General features: G+C 62.8%; 17 protein-coding genes. 10 read left to right on the top strand and 7 right to left on the bottom strand.

All coding sequences use genetic code 11. The annotated features are described in order from the left end of the window. Positions 1-7: 7 nt before the first annotated feature. The gene (thpR, locus tag CKW29_RS23235; RefSeq protein WP_095149189.1) at positions 8-553 is read left to right on the top strand and encodes an RNA 2',3'-cyclic phosphodiesterase; all 546 of its coding nucleotides are present in this window, start codon (positions 8-10) and stop codon (positions 551-553) included. 22 nt (positions 554-575) lie between these two features. Here thpR and CKW29_RS23240 read toward each other — a convergent pair whose 3' ends face one another. Further along, the gene (locus CKW29_RS23240; protein ID WP_095149200.1) at positions 576-1,529 is read right to left on the bottom strand and encodes a LysR substrate-binding domain-containing protein; all 954 of its coding nucleotides are present in this window, start codon (positions 1,527-1,529) and stop codon (positions 576-578) included. A gap of 187 nt (positions 1,530-1,716) precedes the next feature. Here CKW29_RS23240 and CKW29_RS23245 point away from each other — a divergent pair, with 187 nt between their 5' ends. Next, on the top strand, positions 1,717-2,838 hold the full coding sequence (locus CKW29_RS23245) for a M20 aminoacylase family protein (protein ID WP_095146919.1): 1,122 nt from the start codon (positions 1,717-1,719) through the stop codon (positions 2,836-2,838). Positions 2,839-2,916: 78 nt separating this feature from the next. Further along, complete coding sequence (locus CKW29_RS23250) at positions 2,917-3,705, top strand: ABC transporter substrate-binding protein (RefSeq protein WP_095146866.1); 789 nt, start codon at positions 2,917-2,919, stop codon at positions 3,703-3,705. A gap of 33 nt (positions 3,706-3,738) precedes the next feature. On the opposite strand, the gene CKW29_RS23255 is transcribed toward CKW29_RS23250, so the two are convergent. Beyond that, on the bottom strand, positions 3,739-4,185 hold the full coding sequence (locus tag CKW29_RS23255) for a cupin domain-containing protein (RefSeq protein ID WP_095146867.1): 447 nt from the start codon (positions 4,183-4,185) through the stop codon (positions 3,739-3,741). Between the two features lie 195 nt (positions 4,186-4,380). Here CKW29_RS23255 and CKW29_RS23260 point away from each other — a divergent pair, with 195 nt between their 5' ends. Next, entirely contained in the window at positions 4,381-5,292 is a 912-nt protein-coding gene (locus CKW29_RS23260) for a pyridoxal-phosphate dependent enzyme (protein ID WP_095149190.1), read from the top strand. A 64-nt stretch (positions 5,293-5,356) separates the two neighbouring features. Here CKW29_RS23260 and ppnN read toward each other — a convergent pair whose 3' ends face one another. Further along, positions 5,357-6,730 carry a nucleotide 5'-monophosphate nucleosidase PpnN gene (ppnN, locus tag CKW29_RS23265; RefSeq protein WP_095146869.1) on the bottom strand — a complete coding sequence of 458 codons (1,374 nt, stop codon included), beginning with the start codon at positions 6,728-6,730 and terminating at the stop codon, positions 5,357-5,359. A gap of 102 nt (positions 6,731-6,832) precedes the next feature. After that, entirely contained in the window at positions 6,833-6,979 is a 147-nt protein-coding gene (locus CKW29_RS25745) for a hypothetical protein (protein WP_159950338.1), read from the bottom strand. Between CKW29_RS25745 and CKW29_RS23270 the strand changes: the two genes are divergently transcribed. From CKW29_RS23270 to CKW29_RS23280, 3 genes are all read left to right on the top strand, one after another. Beyond that, the gene (locus tag CKW29_RS23270; RefSeq protein WP_095146870.1) at positions 6,978-7,427 is read left to right on the top strand and encodes a thioesterase family protein; all 450 of its coding nucleotides are present in this window, start codon (positions 6,978-6,980) and stop codon (positions 7,425-7,427) included. The two genes, CKW29_RS25745 and CKW29_RS23270, sit on opposite strands and share 2 nt — an antisense overlap. A 128-nt stretch (positions 7,428-7,555) precedes the next feature. Next, positions 7,556-8,371: a carbon-nitrogen hydrolase family protein gene (locus CKW29_RS23275; protein ID WP_095146871.1), complete on the top strand. Its 816-nt coding sequence runs from the start codon at positions 7,556-7,558 to the stop codon at positions 8,369-8,371. Positions 8,372-8,476: 105 nt separating this feature from the next. Then, entirely contained in the window at positions 8,477-9,577 is a 1,101-nt protein-coding gene (locus tag CKW29_RS23280; RefSeq protein ID WP_095149191.1) for a polyamine ABC transporter substrate-binding protein, read from the top strand. A gap of 45 nt (positions 9,578-9,622) precedes the next feature. Here the strand turns inward: CKW29_RS23280 and CKW29_RS23285 are convergent, their stop codons facing one another. Together CKW29_RS23285 and CKW29_RS23290 are read right to left on the bottom strand one after the other, a co-directional pair. After that, a complete protein-coding gene (locus CKW29_RS23285) occupies positions 9,623-10,024 on the bottom strand; it encodes a hypothetical protein (protein ID WP_095149192.1) in 402 nt (133 codons plus the stop codon). Positions 10,025-10,071: 47 nt separating this feature from the next. Then, on the bottom strand, positions 10,072-10,785 hold the full coding sequence (locus CKW29_RS23290) for a murein L,D-transpeptidase catalytic domain family protein (protein ID WP_095149193.1): 714 nt from the start codon (positions 10,783-10,785) through the stop codon (positions 10,072-10,074). 146 nt (positions 10,786-10,931) lie between these two features. Here CKW29_RS23290 and CKW29_RS23295 point away from each other — a divergent pair, with 146 nt between their 5' ends. The 3 genes from CKW29_RS23295 to CKW29_RS23305 all read left to right on the top strand — a co-directional run bounded on the left by CKW29_RS23295 (position 10,932) and on the right by CKW29_RS23305 (position 13,597). Continuing rightward, positions 10,932-12,503, top strand: a complete 1,572-nt coding sequence (locus CKW29_RS23295; protein WP_095149194.1) for a murein L,D-transpeptidase — start codon at positions 10,932-10,934, stop codon at positions 12,501-12,503. An 84-nt stretch (positions 12,504-12,587) separates the two neighbouring features. Continuing rightward, complete coding sequence (locus CKW29_RS23300; RefSeq protein WP_095149195.1) at positions 12,588-13,286, top strand: AzlC family ABC transporter permease; 699 nt, start codon at positions 12,588-12,590, stop codon at positions 13,284-13,286. Then, positions 13,286-13,597: an AzlD domain-containing protein gene (locus tag CKW29_RS23305; RefSeq protein WP_172736630.1), complete on the top strand. Its 312-nt coding sequence runs from the start codon at positions 13,286-13,288 to the stop codon at positions 13,595-13,597. Before CKW29_RS23300 ends, CKW29_RS23305 begins: the two co-directional genes overlap by 1 nt. A 9-nt stretch (positions 13,598-13,606) precedes the next feature. On the opposite strand, the gene CKW29_RS23310 is transcribed toward CKW29_RS23305, so the two are convergent. Next, entirely contained in the window at positions 13,607-14,515 is a 909-nt protein-coding gene (locus tag CKW29_RS23310; protein ID WP_095149196.1) for a MurR/RpiR family transcriptional regulator, read from the bottom strand. Positions 14,516-14,610 lie beyond the last annotated feature (95 nt).

The following is a 14,610-nucleotide window of genomic DNA, read 5'->3' on the forward strand; positions in this document are numbered from 1 at the left end:
CGTGGACATGAACAGCGGACCTGATGAACAACGCGAACCCTTCAAGCGTTTGTTTTTCGCCTTGCCTTGTGCGCTAGCGCAGCGCCGGGCGATTGCCCAATGGCGCAGTGCCCTGGGGCAATCTCTTGGGCGGCCGGTACCGGCCGAGAACTTTCACCTGACCCTGATGTTTCTGGGAGCTGTGCCGGTCCGGCAGATTCCGGCGATCTGCAGCGCGGCCGCGGCGGTTCGACCACCAGGCGAGCCGCTGAGGGTGGCCCTCGACCGCCTGGATGTCTGGCGCCGGGCCGGTATCCTGCTCCTCGCTCCGGAACAGGCGTCGCGGCCATTGCTTGAGCTGGTGTATGCCTTGCAGCAAGCGATGCTGCCGCTCGGGCTGGAGGACGCGCCACGGGAGTTTCGCCCGCACCTGACCTTGATGCGTGATTACCGGGCGTCGGTTCCTGAGTCGGCGACGGCCCCGGATTTTCAGCTCAGCGCCAGGCACTTCGTGCTGTTCGAATCCCATAAAGGCCGCTATCGGGCATTGGCCCAATGGCCGCTGGAAGGGTGACCGGCGGCTGGGCGCCCGCGCTTCAGACCAACACGCGCATCGTCTGGAAAAGCGCCCGGTCTGCCTGTTTCGCGGAGCGGGCGTGGCGGCGAATGACCTGCAACAGGCAATCGGTGAAGCACAGCGCCGGATGGCTGAGAGCGCCATTGCGACGGGTGACGATGCTCAGTTGACGCGGCTCGAACTGCTCCTGCAGCTCCAGCGACACCAGGCGTCCGAGAAAGGGCGGGGCGGTGCTCAGCAGCGACGGCCCCCAGGTGCACATGTCCGCCCGCTCCACCATCATTTGCAAAATCGCCAGTGAATGGGCGCGGACGATGCGTTTCTCGTCGATCTGCGCGCCGTGCTTCCAGAACAATTCCTGCATCAAGGCGTCGTGGCCGTCGGGTGCATAGTTCAGGGTCCAGTCCATATCCAGCAGTTCGTGCAGCGACCGTGCCCCTTGTCGCGGGTGGCCCTGGCGCAGCAGCACCGAGGTCTGGTAGTCCAGCAGCGTTTCGCAGGCAAATTCCGTGGTCGCCTGGGTCGGGTGCAATTGGCCGATGGCGAAGTCCATGCTGCCGTCACGCAGCAACGGCTGGGCCACCGCCATCAGGCTTTCGAACAGTTCCAGCTGAATGTCCGGCATGCGTGCGCGAAAGGCCAATACCACTTCCGGTAGGAAGGTCAGCGCGACCCAGGGCGTGACCCCGACGCAGAGCCGGCCCCGGGCCTTGCCGCGCAGGTGATCGAGCTCGGTTTGCGCATGCTCCAGTTGCTTGAGCACCAGCCGGGCATGGGTCAGCAGCACCTTGCCGTAATCCGTGAAACTCAGGCCGCTGGGGGTTCTGACGAACAGAGGCAGCTGCTGTGTGCTTTCCAGTTCGCGCAAAGCCTTGGTGACGGCTGCCTGGGACACCTCCAGCGAGCGGGCGGCGGCGCGGATGCTGCCGGTTTCGGCACTGGCGACCAGCGCTTGTAATTGATGCAGCTTCATGCGCTCACCCTGATGACAACCATTGGTTGTCATCATAACCAAACTGAGGCTCCCCAGCCGGCATTCCAGTGCCTAAGATCGACGCCAGCAATGTCGATCAGGCTCTGGCCGCCGACTGAATCTATCGAGGAGTAGCGCCGTGGACGCGGGTCATGTTTTGCCGGGAATCGCTGCACAGCAAGAGGAAATGATCAGCCTGCGTCAACGCATACACGCCCATCCCGAGCTTGGGTTCGAGGAGTTCGCCACCAGTGCGCTGGTGGCGCAGTGTCTGCGCCAGTGGGGCTATGACGTCAGCACCGGTGTGGGCAGGACCGGCGTGGTGGCAACGCTGCGTAATGGCGCGGGGCGTTCCATCGGGCTGCGAGCCGACATGGATGCACTGCCGATTCAGGAAGCCACCGGCTTGCCCTATGCCAGCCGGGTCGACGGTGTGATGCATGCCTGCGGCCACGATGGCCATACCGCAACCCTGCTGGCAGCGGCCAGGCACCTGGCCCGCACCCGGGACTTCAATGGCACCGTGCAGCTGATTTTCCAACCGGCCGAAGAGGGCCTGGGTGGCGCAAGAACAATGCTCGAAGACGGGCTGCTCGAGCGCTTCCCCTGCGATGCGGTGTTTGCCATGCACAACGTGCCGGGCTATCCGGCGGGGCAACTGGGTTTCTACAGTGGCCCGTTCATGGCCAGCGCCGATACGGTGACGATCAAGGTCATTGGCACGGGCGGCCATGGTGCGGTACCGCACAAGGCGGTCGATCCGGTGGTGGTCTGCGCCTCGATCGTGATCGCCTTGCAAAGTATCGTCTCGCGCAATGTCAGTCCGCAGGAGATGGCGATTATCACCGTGGGTTCAATCCATGCCGGGAGTGCGTCGAACGTGATTCCCGAATCCGCCGAGATGAGCCTGAGCGTGCGCGCGCTGACCCCCGAGGTGCGCGGCTTGCTTGAGCGGCGGATCACCGATCTGGTGCAGGGGCAGGCTGCCAGTTTCGGGGCGCGGGCCGACATCGACTACCAGCATTGTCATCCGGTGTTGATCAACGATCCCGAGCAGACCGCGTTTGCCCGCCAGGTCGCACAAGACTGGCTGGGAGCGGGGCACCTGATCGATGACCTGCGGCCCTTTACCGCCAGTGAGGACTTTGCGTTCATTCTGCAACAATGCCCCGGCAGTTATTTGGTGATCGGCAATGGCCAGGGCGACAGCGGCTGTTTGCTGCATAACCCCGGTTACGACTTCAACGATGCCTGCCTGCCGATAGGCGCGAGTTATTGGGTGAAGCTGGTGGAAGGTTTTCTGCGCTGAGGCGCAGTGGTTCAAGCAACCCGTCTGTACCCACGTGCTGGCAACCCGGCTCAGCGAGCTCCCTGGAGGAAAATAACCATGAACAAGATGATTGCGGCGGTTTCACTGGTGTTGATCTCGGCATCCGGCCTGGCCGGTGCGGCCGACTGGTCCGGCAAAGTGTTGAGGCTGGCGGTTGACCCGACGTACCCACCGCTGGAGTACAAAAACCAGGATGGCACGCTGACCGGTTTTGGCGTCGATATCGCCCAGGCCCTGTGTGCAGAGCTGAAGGCAAAATGCGTCTGGGTTGAAAGCAGCTGGGACGGGATGATTCCGGGCCTGCTGGCCCACAAGTTCGACGCCATTGCGTCGTCGATGACCGTCACGCCCAAGCGCCAGACCCGGATTGCCTTTACCGACAAGGTGTCCAACGCACCGGCCCGCCTGGTCATCAAGCGTGGGGCGGACCTGCAGCCCACCGTCGAGTCGCTCAAGGGCAAGCGTGTCGGCGTGGAGCAGGGCTCGACCCAGGAGGCCTTTGCCAAAGCCGTCTGGGGCACCCAGGGCGTGGAGGTACTGTCCTATCAGAACCAGGACCAGGTCTATGCCGACCTGGTGGTAGGCCGGCTCGATGCCTCGTTGCAGGGCTCGATCCAGGCCAGCTACGGGTTTCTCAACAAGCCGGTGGGCAAGGATTACACCTTTGCCGGTGGCACCCTGGATAACCCCGAGTTCTTTGGCGTCGGTGATGGAATCGGCGTGCGCAAGGACGACCTCGAACTGCGCGAAGACCTGAACAAGGCGCTGGCGACGATTCTGGCCAACGGCACGTACGCGCGGATCAACGACAAGTACTTCGATTTCGACGTCTACGGCGCTAAATGACGGTTGCTCCCGCACTGGCCGGTCGCTGCATGTTTACTCGTGTGCAGCCCACGGTAGAAAGGTAACGCCGAACTGCTCGGCAATCGCCAGGATCTGCGGCAGGTCCTCGGGCACCTTGAGTTGATCCAGGGCGGTGAACAGCTTGCCGCCCCTGGGGTCGGAGACCACCCCGATGATCTTGGCGCGGGCGCTGAGGTTTTTGTAAGCGTGAATCGTGCCGGCCGGGATATGCACATAACCGCCGCGGGTCATGGTGGTGGAACAGCCATCCACGGTGATCTCGACCTGGCCGTCGATGACGTAGAAGGCTTCGTCCCAGGGGTGGAAATGCGGGGGTGGGCCGCCGCCCTGTACGCCTTCCTGGATATGCATTTCGAAGGGTTTGCTCAGGTCGCCTTCGGCAAGGATGGTGATGTTTTCGCCCACAACCTTGACGGGCGCCGGGGTCTGGTCGGCTTCGATGATGTGAACGGTGCGCATGACAGCTCTCCGGCGCGAGGATCAACGCATGTGAGTATAGGCACCCGGGGACCGCGGCCCTGGCAGTTCCCGCCGTGCGGTAATCGGCAGGCTCGCGTGGGTGAGGGCGCAGGAAGCTAGACTGAGGTGTACAGCGCATTTTCAGTCGGCACCGCTAGCGGGTTGCCGTCCATCCGGTCGTGTCGGGAGGCCTTAATGCTGCATATCAGAACACCCCTGGTGCTGCACCCGGGGCTGAGCACCGCGAGCCGGCGCATCTGGCTCAAGCTGGAAAACCTGCAACCGGGCGGCTCTTTCAAAATGCGCGGCATGGGCCTGCTGTGTACCGAGGCGGCCTTGCAGGGCAAGCAGAAAGTGGTCTGCCCCTCCGGTGGCAATGCCGGCTATGCCACCGCTGTCGCGGCTGCGGCATTGGGCCTGGCGGCGATCATCATTGTTCCGGACACCACCGCTGAATCGACCCGGGCGCGCATTGCCAGGACCGGGGCCCAGGTGAGGGTACACGGCAAGGTCTGGGACGAGGCCAATCAGTTGGCGCTGGAACTGGCCAGGGACGCGGATACCGAATACGTGCCGGCGTTCGACCACCCGACACTGTGGGAAGGGCACAGCACGATGGTCGATGAGATTCTTGAAGACTGTCCTCAGGTCGACACGGTAGTACTGTCAGTTGGGGGCGGTGGCTTGCTGGCCGGCGTGCTCACCGGACTGATCCGCCACGCCCGGCTGGATTGTCGGATCATTGCCTGCGAAACCGAGGGCACGGCCTCATTCGCGGCGGCGCTCAAGGCCGGGCACCCGGTCAAGCTCGCCGGGATCAACAGTGTTGCCAGCTCATTGGGTGCACTGCAGGTGGCGCAGTGGCCGGTGCAGCACATCGGCCGGTTCCCCCACACCAGTGTGGTGTTGCCGGATGCCGACGCCATCATGGGGGTCGTGCGTTATGCCGATGATTTGCGCCAATTGGTGGAACCGGCGTGTGGTGTTTCGCTGGCCGTGGCCTATCTGGACCACCCGGCCATTGCCGATGCCCACGATGTGGTGATCGTGGTCTGTGGCGGGGTGAGTATCAGTGCCCGGCAGGTGGCGCAGTGGGAGCAATCGTAAGGCAGGGGCTGGGGCCTGGGCAGACCCGGAACCTGGGTTCCGGGCCGGTCAGTCGAGGGTGCGCTTAACGGATGACCCGGTAGCACGGGACATACGCGGCGCCACCTGGCAGCTTCATGCGGTGTTGGGCCACAAAGGCTTGCAGCAGTTTGTCCAGCGGCTGCATGACGGCCGCGTCGCCGTTGATCTCGTAGGGGCCATGTTCTTCGATCAGGCGAATGCCCTTGTCCTTGACGTTGCCGGCGACGATCCCGGAAAACGCGCGGCGCAGGTTGGCCGCCAGTTCATGGGCGGGCAGGTCGTGGCGCAGTTGCAGGCCGGCCATGTTTTCGTGGGTGGGGTCGAACGGGCGCTGGAAGCCTTCGTCGATCTTCAGCAGCCAGTTGAAATGGAACGCATCGTTACGCTCGCGGCGGAACTGCTTGACCGCCTTGAGCCCCTGGACCATTTGCCGGGCGACCTCGGCCGGGTCGTCGATGATGATCTCGTAGTGACTCTGGGCCTCTTCACCCAGGGTGGAACCAACGAACGCGTGCAGCTGCTGCAGGTAGGGTTCTGCGCTGCGCGGGCCGGTCAGGACGACCGGGAAGGGCAGGTCGCGGTTGTCCGGGTGCATCAGGATCCCGAGCAGGTAGAGGAACTCCTCAGCCGTGCCGGCGCCGCCCGGGAAAATGATGATGCCGTGGCCGACACGCACGAAGGCTTCCAGGCGTTTCTCGATGTCGGGCAGGATCACCAGTTCGTTGACGATCGGGTTCGGCGCCTCGGCGGCAATGATGCCGGGCTCCGTCAGGCCCAGGTAGCGGCCGTTGATGATCCGTTGCTTGGCGTGGGAAATGGTGGCGCCCTTCATCGGGCCCTTCATGACCCCCGGCCCGCAACCGGTGCAGACGTCCAGGCTGCGCAGGCCGAGTTCGTGACCGACCTTTTTGGTGTACTGGTATTCCTCGCTGCTGATCGAGTGACCGCCCCAGCACACGACAATCTTGGGCTCCACGCCGGGGCGCAGGGTGCGGGCGTTGCGCAGCAGGTGGAATACGTAGTCGCTGATGCCTTGCGAGGAGTCGAGGTCGATGCGCTGGCTGTCCAGTTCGTTCTCGGTGTACACGATGTCACGCAGGGCGCTGAACAGCATTTCACGGGTGCTGGCGATCATTTCGCCGTCGACGAAGGCGTCCGCCGGTGCGTTGAGCAACTCCAGGCGTACACCACGGTCTTGTTGATGAATGCGAATCTCGAAGTCCCGATAGGCTTCCAGAATGGTCTTGGCGTTGTCGACATGGGCGCCGGTATTGAGGATGGCCAGGGCGCATTGGCGAAAGAGAGAGTAGATGCTGCCTGACCCTGCGGCGCTCAATTGTTGAACTTCGCGTTGGGACAGTGTTTCCAGGCTGCCTTTGGGGCTCACCGAAGCATTGATTACTTGTCTTGCTGTCATTCTAAATTCCCTGAGAACGATGAGAGCGGGCCGACAGGCTCGATAACATCAGGATAGTCAGCGCCGAAGCGATCGTGCTGTCGCCATCTTCTAGGCGTGCGGTCATGAATGCAAATGTCGCTGACCTGGAGCGTGGGCCATCAGCGCTTGCGGCTGCCCCATGATCGCAAATTGTCTGATAGCGCTGAGGCTGTTTGCCCACGGCTGAACAACAGTGGCCAACTCTTTTCCCGTGACGAGAATCAGCATGGCCCGCCTGCACCTGGATTTCCCGCAGAACCCGTTTTTTTATGCCACTTCGTTGACTGTCCGGGTGACGGACGTCAACGCCGCCCATCACCTGGCCAACGACTCGATGATCTCGATGATTTCCGAGGCGCGTGCGCGAATGTTGTTTGAGTATGGGGTGAGCATCGACGACATCATCGTGACTGACCTGGCGACGGTCTATCGCGCCGAAGCCCGCGCCCGGGATCAGTTGCGGTTCGAGGTGGGGCTGATGGACCTGAACAAATATGGCGGCGACATCATCTTGCGCATCACCCGCCCGGCCGACGGGACACTGATTGCCCTGGCGAAATCGGGCTTTGTGTTTTTCGACTACCCGAGCCGCAAGGTCATCGCCATGCCGGCCGATTTCATTTCCCGCTTCCCCGAGGTCAACGTGTTGTTTGCCGCCATGCAAACGCCGCACTGAAGCCGGCTCTACCCCAGTAGGGTTACCCCTTCGACGTAATTACGCCGCCGTTGGCCGGCGCTCCATACTCGGTTGCAGCCCTGGTTCAGGGCTATCGAATCCGCTGTGACGAGGTCGAAGGACAACCCATGAAGATTGAACTGGTACAGCTGGCCGGTCGCGATGGCGACACGGCCTATAACCTGCAACGAACCCTGGACGCTATCGCCACGTGCGCTGCGGACACCGATGTGCTGGTGTTTCCGGAAACCCACCTGATGGGGTTTGCCTGCGCCGAACGACTCGGAGAGGTAGCCGAAACCGTGGACGGGCCGACCGTGCAGGCGGTGCTGCAGGCGGTGCGTGAACGGGATGTGGCGGTGGTGGTGGGGTTCGCCGAACGTGAGGGCGAGGACTTCTTCAACACCTCGTTGCTGTTGACCCCCCAAGGTATTGCCTTGAGTTATCGCAAGACCCATCTGTGGCCTTCGGAGTGCGGGGTGGTCCAGCCCGGGGATCGATTTGCCACCACCCTGTACAAAGGCGTGCGGGTGGGGCTGTTGATCTGCTACGACATCGAATTCCCGGAACCGGCCCGTGCGCTGGCACAACTGGGAGTGGACCTGATGCTGGTGATCAACGCCAACATGGACCCGTTCGGTCCGGTGCACCGTACCGCGATCCTGGCAAGAGCCCAGGAAAACCAGGCGTTTGCCGTGCTGGTCAATCGATGTGGGAAAGGTGATGGCGATCTGATCTTTGCCGGCGCCAGCTCAGTGGTCGATCCGTCGGGGCGGCTGTTGTTCGAAGCCGGGCGCGAGGAATGCCGGCACGTCGTCGAGCTGGATTTTACGGCGTTGCACACCTCGCGCCAGGACTATGACTACCTCAAGGACCGGCGATTGCCGCTGGCCTGCCAGCAGATCAACCACGCCGATGGGCGCCGCGAATTGCTGATCCCCTGAGCAGCGCCTGCCAGCGCCGATTGTGGCACTGGCCTTATCCTTCACTTTCAGCAGACATCGCCCGCGAACGGGCCGATGATCGTGCCGTCGTTCTGGAGTCTTGCGATGAAACCTCTGTGTAGCGTGCAACTGGCCGCGGCCGCTTTGCTCAGCCTGGGAATGGCCTGCGCCAGCGCCGCCGAACCCAGCGTCTCGATTTACAACTGGTACGACTACATCGCACCGGATGCCACGAAAAACTTCCAGCAGGAAACCGGCGTCGCCACGGTCTATGACGTGTTCGATAATGGCGATGTGATGCAGAGCAAGCTCATGGCCGGGCGCAGCGGTTATGACGTGGTGGTCGCCAGCAGCGAACTGCTGCCCAACCTGATCAAGGCCGGGGTGCTCAAGGAGCTGGATCGCAGCCAGCTGCCGAACCTGCCGCACCTGGACCCCGAGATCCTGGCCAAGGTGCAGCGCAACGACCCGGGTAATCGTTTCGCCGCGCCCTACCTGTGGGGCACCACCGGCATGGGCTACGACGCCGACAAGGTCACGGCATTGCTGGGCGCGCAGGCGCCGGTCAACTCCTGGGACCTGATCTTCAAGGAAGAGAGCATTGCCAAGCTCAGCCAGTGCGGCGTGGCCATGCTGGATTCGCCCGGCGAAATCGTTCCGATCGCCTTGCACTACCTCGGATTGCCCTACAACAGCCAGAACCCCGAGGATTACCGCAAGGCCGAAGCCTTGCTGCTCAAGGTCCGGCCGTATATCCGCTACTTCGATTCTTCGCGGTTCATCTCCGACCTGGCTAACGGCAACGTCTGCGTGGTGCTCGGTTGGTCGGGCGGTGTGTATGACGCGCAACTGGCCTCCGCCAAGGCCGGCAATGTGCGCAACCTGGTGTACAGCATTCCTCATGAGGGCGCGCCCGTCTGGGTCGAGAACCTGGTCCTGCTCAATGACGCACCGCATCCGCAACAGGGTCTGAGCTTCATCAACTACATGCTGCGCCCCGAGGTCATTGCCGCGACGTCCAACTACCTGGGCTACCCGAACGCCAACAAGGACGCCACCGCACTGGTCGAGCAGAAGGTGCGCGACAACCCGGGTGTGTATCCCTCGGCAACCACCATGGCGACGCTGTTCCCGCTGGAGCCTTTGCCGCTGAAGATGGAGCGGGTGAGAACCCGGGTGTGGAGCAAGGTGAAAACCGGCAGCTGAATCCAAGGGCACCACCCGAAAGAGTGGGGTGCTTGTTGCACCGGCTCAGGCGTCGCGCAACAGGTCGTGTGCGTTGAGCAGTTCGTAGGCTATTTCCGGGTGGTTCTCCAGGCCGCGCCGTATGGCGGCGGGGATGCTCTGGCGGGTCTTGCGACACAACCCGGGCAGCTCCAGCAGCCGAATGCCGATACCGCGCATGCTGCGCACTTCATGGAAGCTGGGGGTGATTTCCACGCGAATGCCCAGTTGCTCGTACATTCGCTGCTGCAGGCGCTGCAGATCGCTCAGGCTCTGCAGGTTTTCCAGACGTTCGAGCAGGCGCTTTTCCTCATGCCGGGTCAGTTGCAGGATGCGCGCATCAGTGCCGACTGATTCCAGCAACTGGTCACGCCCGCAATCGCAGGCGCCGGGTGGGCAGGGTGAGCGTATCGGCAAAGAGGCTGTCATGGTCTCCCTTTGGAAAATCGCCTGTGCGGAGCCTTTCAGGTGACCGGTTAGCCTTTGTTGTTGGCAAGGATGTTGGCCACCTGGCGCGGTTGGCAGTTGAGATAGGGCGATGACTTCAACCAGCGCTGGTCCGGATACCAGGAAAACATGAACTGGCCGTCCTTGAGTTTGTCGATCACCTGGCGCGCCACCTGTGGCCGTACCGCCGGGCAGCCCTGACTGCGGCCGATACGGCCCTGGCGCTCACTCCACAGCGGGCTCACGTAGTCCGCGGCGTGAATCACGATCGCCCGATCACGGGCCAGGTCATTGAAACCGGGCTCCAGGCCGTCCATGCGCAGGGAGTAGCCGTGGGCGCCCTGATAACTTTCCTGGGTGCGAAACAGCCCCAGGCTGGACTGGTAGCTGCCCACGCGGTTGGAGAATCGGGTGGCAAAGTTTTCGCCGGACATTTGCCCGTGGGCCACCAGGTCGCGCAACACCAGTGCTTTCTTGCGCAGATCGAAGATCCACAGACGTCGCTCTGTGGACGGCTGCGAGTAATCGATCACGGCCAGGTGCTCGGCCCGCCGGGCGCCATTGTTGACGGCGCATCGCATGGCGCTCAGGGCACTTTTTAGCGCTTGGGGATTGAGTTCCGGCGCGGCGTGCGCGAGGCTGTTATACAACGCCTGATGAGTGGTGCTGGCGGCGAGCGCCGGACTGCAGAGGGCGCCAAGGGTGGTGACTGCCAGACAGATCCGGCGCAAAAAAGTCAGCATGGGTAGAGAGTCCTCATTGTTTCTGTTGGCTCCCGACTTCCTGTCGCTCCCCGGGCAGGTCCGTTTACGGGCTCGCCTGACGCTCGCCGCACCTGCTGCAGAGGTCGACCGTCAAAACCTGACGGCCATGGATTGGAGTAAAGCAGTTGTTCAAAAAGCATGCATGTTACTTGAGCCTTTATTTGCTCGCTGTGCCATTGGTCGCGACTGCCCAGAATGAGCTCGCTGATCACGACGCGCCGCTGCCATTGGCACTGACCCAGTTACCGGTGGATTGCCCGGGCCTGAAAATGCGTCCGGATGCTTCGGCGCTGGCGTTGGTGCAGGCTTTTTACCAGCAGCAAAACCAGGCCCCGGTGTGGTCGGGTGACGCACGCTTGCCGGCCTTGCAGGCGCAGTTGGCGCAGTTGGCCGATGACGGCCTGGACCCTCACCGCTACAGCCTGCCCAAGGAAGAGGCGGTGGGCGGCCCGCTGTGTACCGATATCGGCATCAGCCTGCGTTACCTGCAAGCGTTGCGGGAGCTGCGTTACGGGCGCTTGCAGCAAAGCCGTTTCGAACCGGTGTGGCATGCCCAGCCATCGCAAACGGATCGCAATGCCGAACTGCTGGCCATTGCCGGATCCGGCTTGCAGGACATGGCGGCGGCCTTTGACGCCGCCCGCCCGGGCCTTGAGCAATACCGCAGCCTTCGCGAGGTCTACTCCCTGCAACGTCAGCAATTGCTGCCCCATTGGCCGGTAGTGGCCAGCGGGCCTTTATTGCGCCCCGGCATGCAGGATGTACGCATTCCCGGACTGGCCCAGCGGCTGTTCAGCGAGGGTTACTTGCCCTACATGCCGGTGCTGGCCGGCACGGATTACACTGCTGAGCTGGCCAGCGCGGTAAAAAATTTCCAGCTCAGCCATTCGCTGCAAGCCGATGGCGTTATCGGGCCGGGCACCTTGACCGAACTGAACATCAGCTCGCAGGTACGACGTGAACAGCTGCGCATCAACCTCGAGCGTTTTCGCTGGCTGGCTCAGGACATGGAGCCCGACAGCCTGCTGGTGAACGTGGCCGCCGCCCAGTTGACCGTGTTCCAGGACGGTGTCCCGGTCTGGCAGACCCGCACCCAGGTCGGGCGTGCCGAGCGCCAGACCCCATTGTTGAAGTCCCACGTCACACGCCTGACGCTGAACCCGACCTGGACGGTGCCGCCGACCATCATGCGTGAAGACAAGCTGCCGGAAATCCGACGGGACCAGGCATTCCTCAGCCGGCAGGACCTGCGGGTGCTCGACCGTGATGGAAACCCGCTAGCGGCGGAGGACATCGACTGGGACAACCCGGGTAACATCCTCCTGCGCCAGGACGCCGGGCCGAGAAATCCGCTGGGGCAGATGGCCGTGCGCTTCCCCAATCCGTTTTCCGTGTACCTGCACGACACCCCCAGCCAGGCGCTGTTCCAGAAAGGTCCACGGGCCTTCAGCTCGGGTTGTGTGCGGGTCGAGCATGCCATGCAGTTGCGCGACCTGTTGTTGAGCCCGGCGGAACGCCTGCGCACCACCGAGTTGCTGGCCACCGGGCGCACGCACGAATTCAGGCTGTCGGTGCCCGTGCCGATCCTGCTCAGCTACTGGACCGTACAAGCCGACGACCATGGCCGATTGCTGTATGCCCCGGATATCTACAGTCGCGACCCCGTGTTGGTGACCGCGATGAGCAGTACGCTTTAAGCAGGCGCAACCGTGCAAGATTGTTCAAGACGCGCGGCCGTTTGGCTGACACATTTGCAAACCCTTTCTTTGTTGTAGAGCGCTATGTCTGACACTTTATTGCCGCGCAGTGCCTTTCTGCGCGGAGCCGTTGCCGTCATGCCCTTGTCCCTGGCGACCGCGCCCTGGGGCTTGCTGGCGGGTTCCATGGCCATCGAGGCCAATCTCACGCCATTGCAAGGCCAGGGCTTGTCGAGCATCGTCTTTGCCGGTGCCGCGCAGTTGGTGGCGATTGGCATGCTCAAGGGCGGGGCCGGGATTTTCTCGATTCTGCTGACCACCTTGCTGCTGACTTCCCAGCACCTGCTGTACGGCATGAGCATGCGCCCCGTGGTGTCGCCACTGCCGGGCCGCTGGCGGGTCGGGCTGGGCTTCTTGCTCACCGACGAACTCTTCGCCCTGACCAGTCAATTCGACCAGCAGCAGTTCAACCGCTGGTACGCGCTGGGGGTCGGGCTGACGTTTTACGTGGCCTGGAACCTGTTCACCCTGGCCGGCATTGTGCTGGGCAGCAGCATTCCGGGGTTGGAACACCTGGGGTTGGACTTCTCCATCGCCGCCACCTTTATCGCCTTGATCACCCCGGTGGTGCGCAGTATCCCGACGGTGGTGTGCGTAGCGGTTTCGTTGTTTTGTTCGGTGTTGTTCAACTACTGGCAAGTGGGGTCGGCGCTGGTGCTGGCCGGATTGCTGGGGATGAGTGCCGGGTTTGTCTGCAACAAGTTTTATGGAGTACGCACATGATGGTCTGGGCGGTTATTTTCGGCATGGGGCTGCTGGTGTTTCTCAATCGCTACGTGTTCCTGGAGCCACGCTTGCCGGTGCGCCTGAGCAGCAATGCGCGGCAGTTCCTCGGGTTCGCGGTACCGGGGATGCTCACGGCGATCTGCGGGCCGATCGTGTTCATGCCGGACCACCAACTGAACCTGCAATGGGACAATCCGTACCTGCTCAGTTCGCTGGTGGCCATTGGCTTGGTGCTCTACACCCGCAGTACCTTGATCAGCATGCTGCTGAGCATGGCGTTCTTTTTTCTTCTGCGCTGGTGGTTGTGACCTGGGCCCTCAACTCTTCGAGGTCTTGTCGCTGCCGGGCATATGCAGGTAACTCATCACGCTTTCGGTGAGCTCGGTGGCCAGCTTCACCGCTTCCTTGTTGCGCGCCATCACCCCGGCGACCAAGCCTTCGATCAGTGCCAGAACGGCGATGCTGGAGCTGGTCAGCACCGGGTGGTCGGCGGGTGCAAACAACACGTGCCGGGCAATGTGGGTCAAGGGCGAGGCCGGGGAGTCGGTGATCGCCAGCACGGTGGCGCCGCGCTCGTGGGCAAAGCGCGACAGTTTCAGGGTGTCGAGGGAGTAGCGGGGCAGCGAGATCGCCAGCAGTACATCCTGGTCGGTGATGGCCGCCAGGCGGTAGGCGGCGTTTTCGTTGCCGCCCTCCATGCTGATGGCGGTGGCGTCCGCGCAGAAGGGCATCAGGGTTGAGGCCGCAAGGCCGGCCAGGTAGACACTGTTGCCGAAACCCAGGATATAGATCTTGCGGGCCTGGGTCAGGCAGGTGACCACGGCTTCAAAGGTGTCGGGGTGATTGTTGGTGCCAGCGGTTTCCAGGTTGCTGGTGGCGCTCTGGATTTGCTCGTGCAGGCCGAATGCACCACCGGGGCGGTGCGCCAGTTCGTTGCGCAACTTGTCCACCGGGGACACCATCTGCTGCAAGGTCGTCACCAGCTCGGCCTTCATGCCACTGTAGCCCCCCACGTCCAGCACCTTGGCCAGGCGGTTGACGGCTGCCGGTGAAGTGGACGTTGCGTGGGCCATCTCGTCGATGGTCAGGGTGGCGGCCTTGAGCGGGTGGCGCAGGATAAAGTCCGCCACCTTGCGCAGCGACGGCGGCAAGTCAGCGAGGATCTGCGCCAGTTTGCGCAGCACCGGGGCGGCGTAGACCGTGGTGTTTTTCGAAGAATCAGGCATGACCGGCTCGACATCTGCTGGAGGTTGCAAGGGACCTGTTCCGATCCCCCGACTGGAGTGGACGCCAGTGTATCCGAAGCCGACCGTCGGCGCGC

Origin of the sequence: Pseudomonas sp. Irchel s3a18 (assembly GCF_900187535.1) — a bacterium.
Taxonomy (GTDB): Bacteria; Pseudomonadota; Gammaproteobacteria; order Pseudomonadales; family Pseudomonadaceae; genus Aquipseudomonas.

Bases quoted from the DNA above. Each gene is read 5' to 3' on its own strand.
- thpR (WP_095149189.1), top strand. From the start codon at position 8: ATGAACAGCGGACCTGATGAACAACGCGAACCCTTCAAGCGTTTGTTT.
- CKW29_RS23240 (WP_095149200.1), bottom strand. From the start codon at position 1,529: ATGAAGCTGCATCAATTACAAGCGCTGGTCGCCAGTGCCGAAACCGGC.
- CKW29_RS23245 (WP_095146919.1), top strand. From the start codon at position 1,717: ATGATCAGCCTGCGTCAACGCATACACGCCCATCCCGAGCTTGGGTTC.
- CKW29_RS23250 (WP_095146866.1), top strand. From the start codon at position 2,917: ATGAACAAGATGATTGCGGCGGTTTCACTGGTGTTGATCTCGGCATCC.
- CKW29_RS23255 (WP_095146867.1), bottom strand. From the start codon at position 4,185: ATGCGCACCGTTCACATCATCGAAGCCGACCAGACCCCGGCGCCCGTC.
- CKW29_RS23260 (WP_095149190.1), top strand. From the start codon at position 4,381: ATGCTGCATATCAGAACACCCCTGGTGCTGCACCCGGGGCTGAGCACC.
- ppnN (WP_095146869.1), bottom strand. From the start codon at position 6,730: ATGACAGCAAGACAAGTAATCAATGCTTCGGTGAGCCCCAAAGGCAGC.
- CKW29_RS23270 (WP_095146870.1), top strand. From the start codon at position 6,978: ATGGCCCGCCTGCACCTGGATTTCCCGCAGAACCCGTTTTTTTATGCC.
- CKW29_RS25745 (WP_159950338.1), bottom strand. From the start codon at position 6,979: ATGCTGATTCTCGTCACGGGAAAAGAGTTGGCCACTGTTGTTCAGCCG.
- CKW29_RS23275 (WP_095146871.1), top strand. From the start codon at position 7,556: ATGAAGATTGAACTGGTACAGCTGGCCGGTCGCGATGGCGACACGGCC.
- CKW29_RS23280 (WP_095149191.1), top strand. From the start codon at position 8,477: ATGAAACCTCTGTGTAGCGTGCAACTGGCCGCGGCCGCTTTGCTCAGC.
- CKW29_RS23285 (WP_095149192.1), bottom strand. From the start codon at position 10,024: ATGACAGCCTCTTTGCCGATACGCTCACCCTGCCCACCCGGCGCCTGC.
- CKW29_RS23290 (WP_095149193.1), bottom strand. From the start codon at position 10,785: ATGCTGACTTTTTTGCGCCGGATCTGTCTGGCAGTCACCACCCTTGGC.
- CKW29_RS23300 (WP_095149195.1), top strand. From the start codon at position 12,588: ATGTCTGACACTTTATTGCCGCGCAGTGCCTTTCTGCGCGGAGCCGTT.
- CKW29_RS23305 (WP_172736630.1), top strand. From the start codon at position 13,286: ATGGTCTGGGCGGTTATTTTCGGCATGGGGCTGCTGGTGTTTCTCAAT.
- CKW29_RS23310 (WP_095149196.1), bottom strand. From the start codon at position 14,515: ATGCCTGATTCTTCGAAAAACACCACGGTCTACGCCGCCCCGGTGCTG.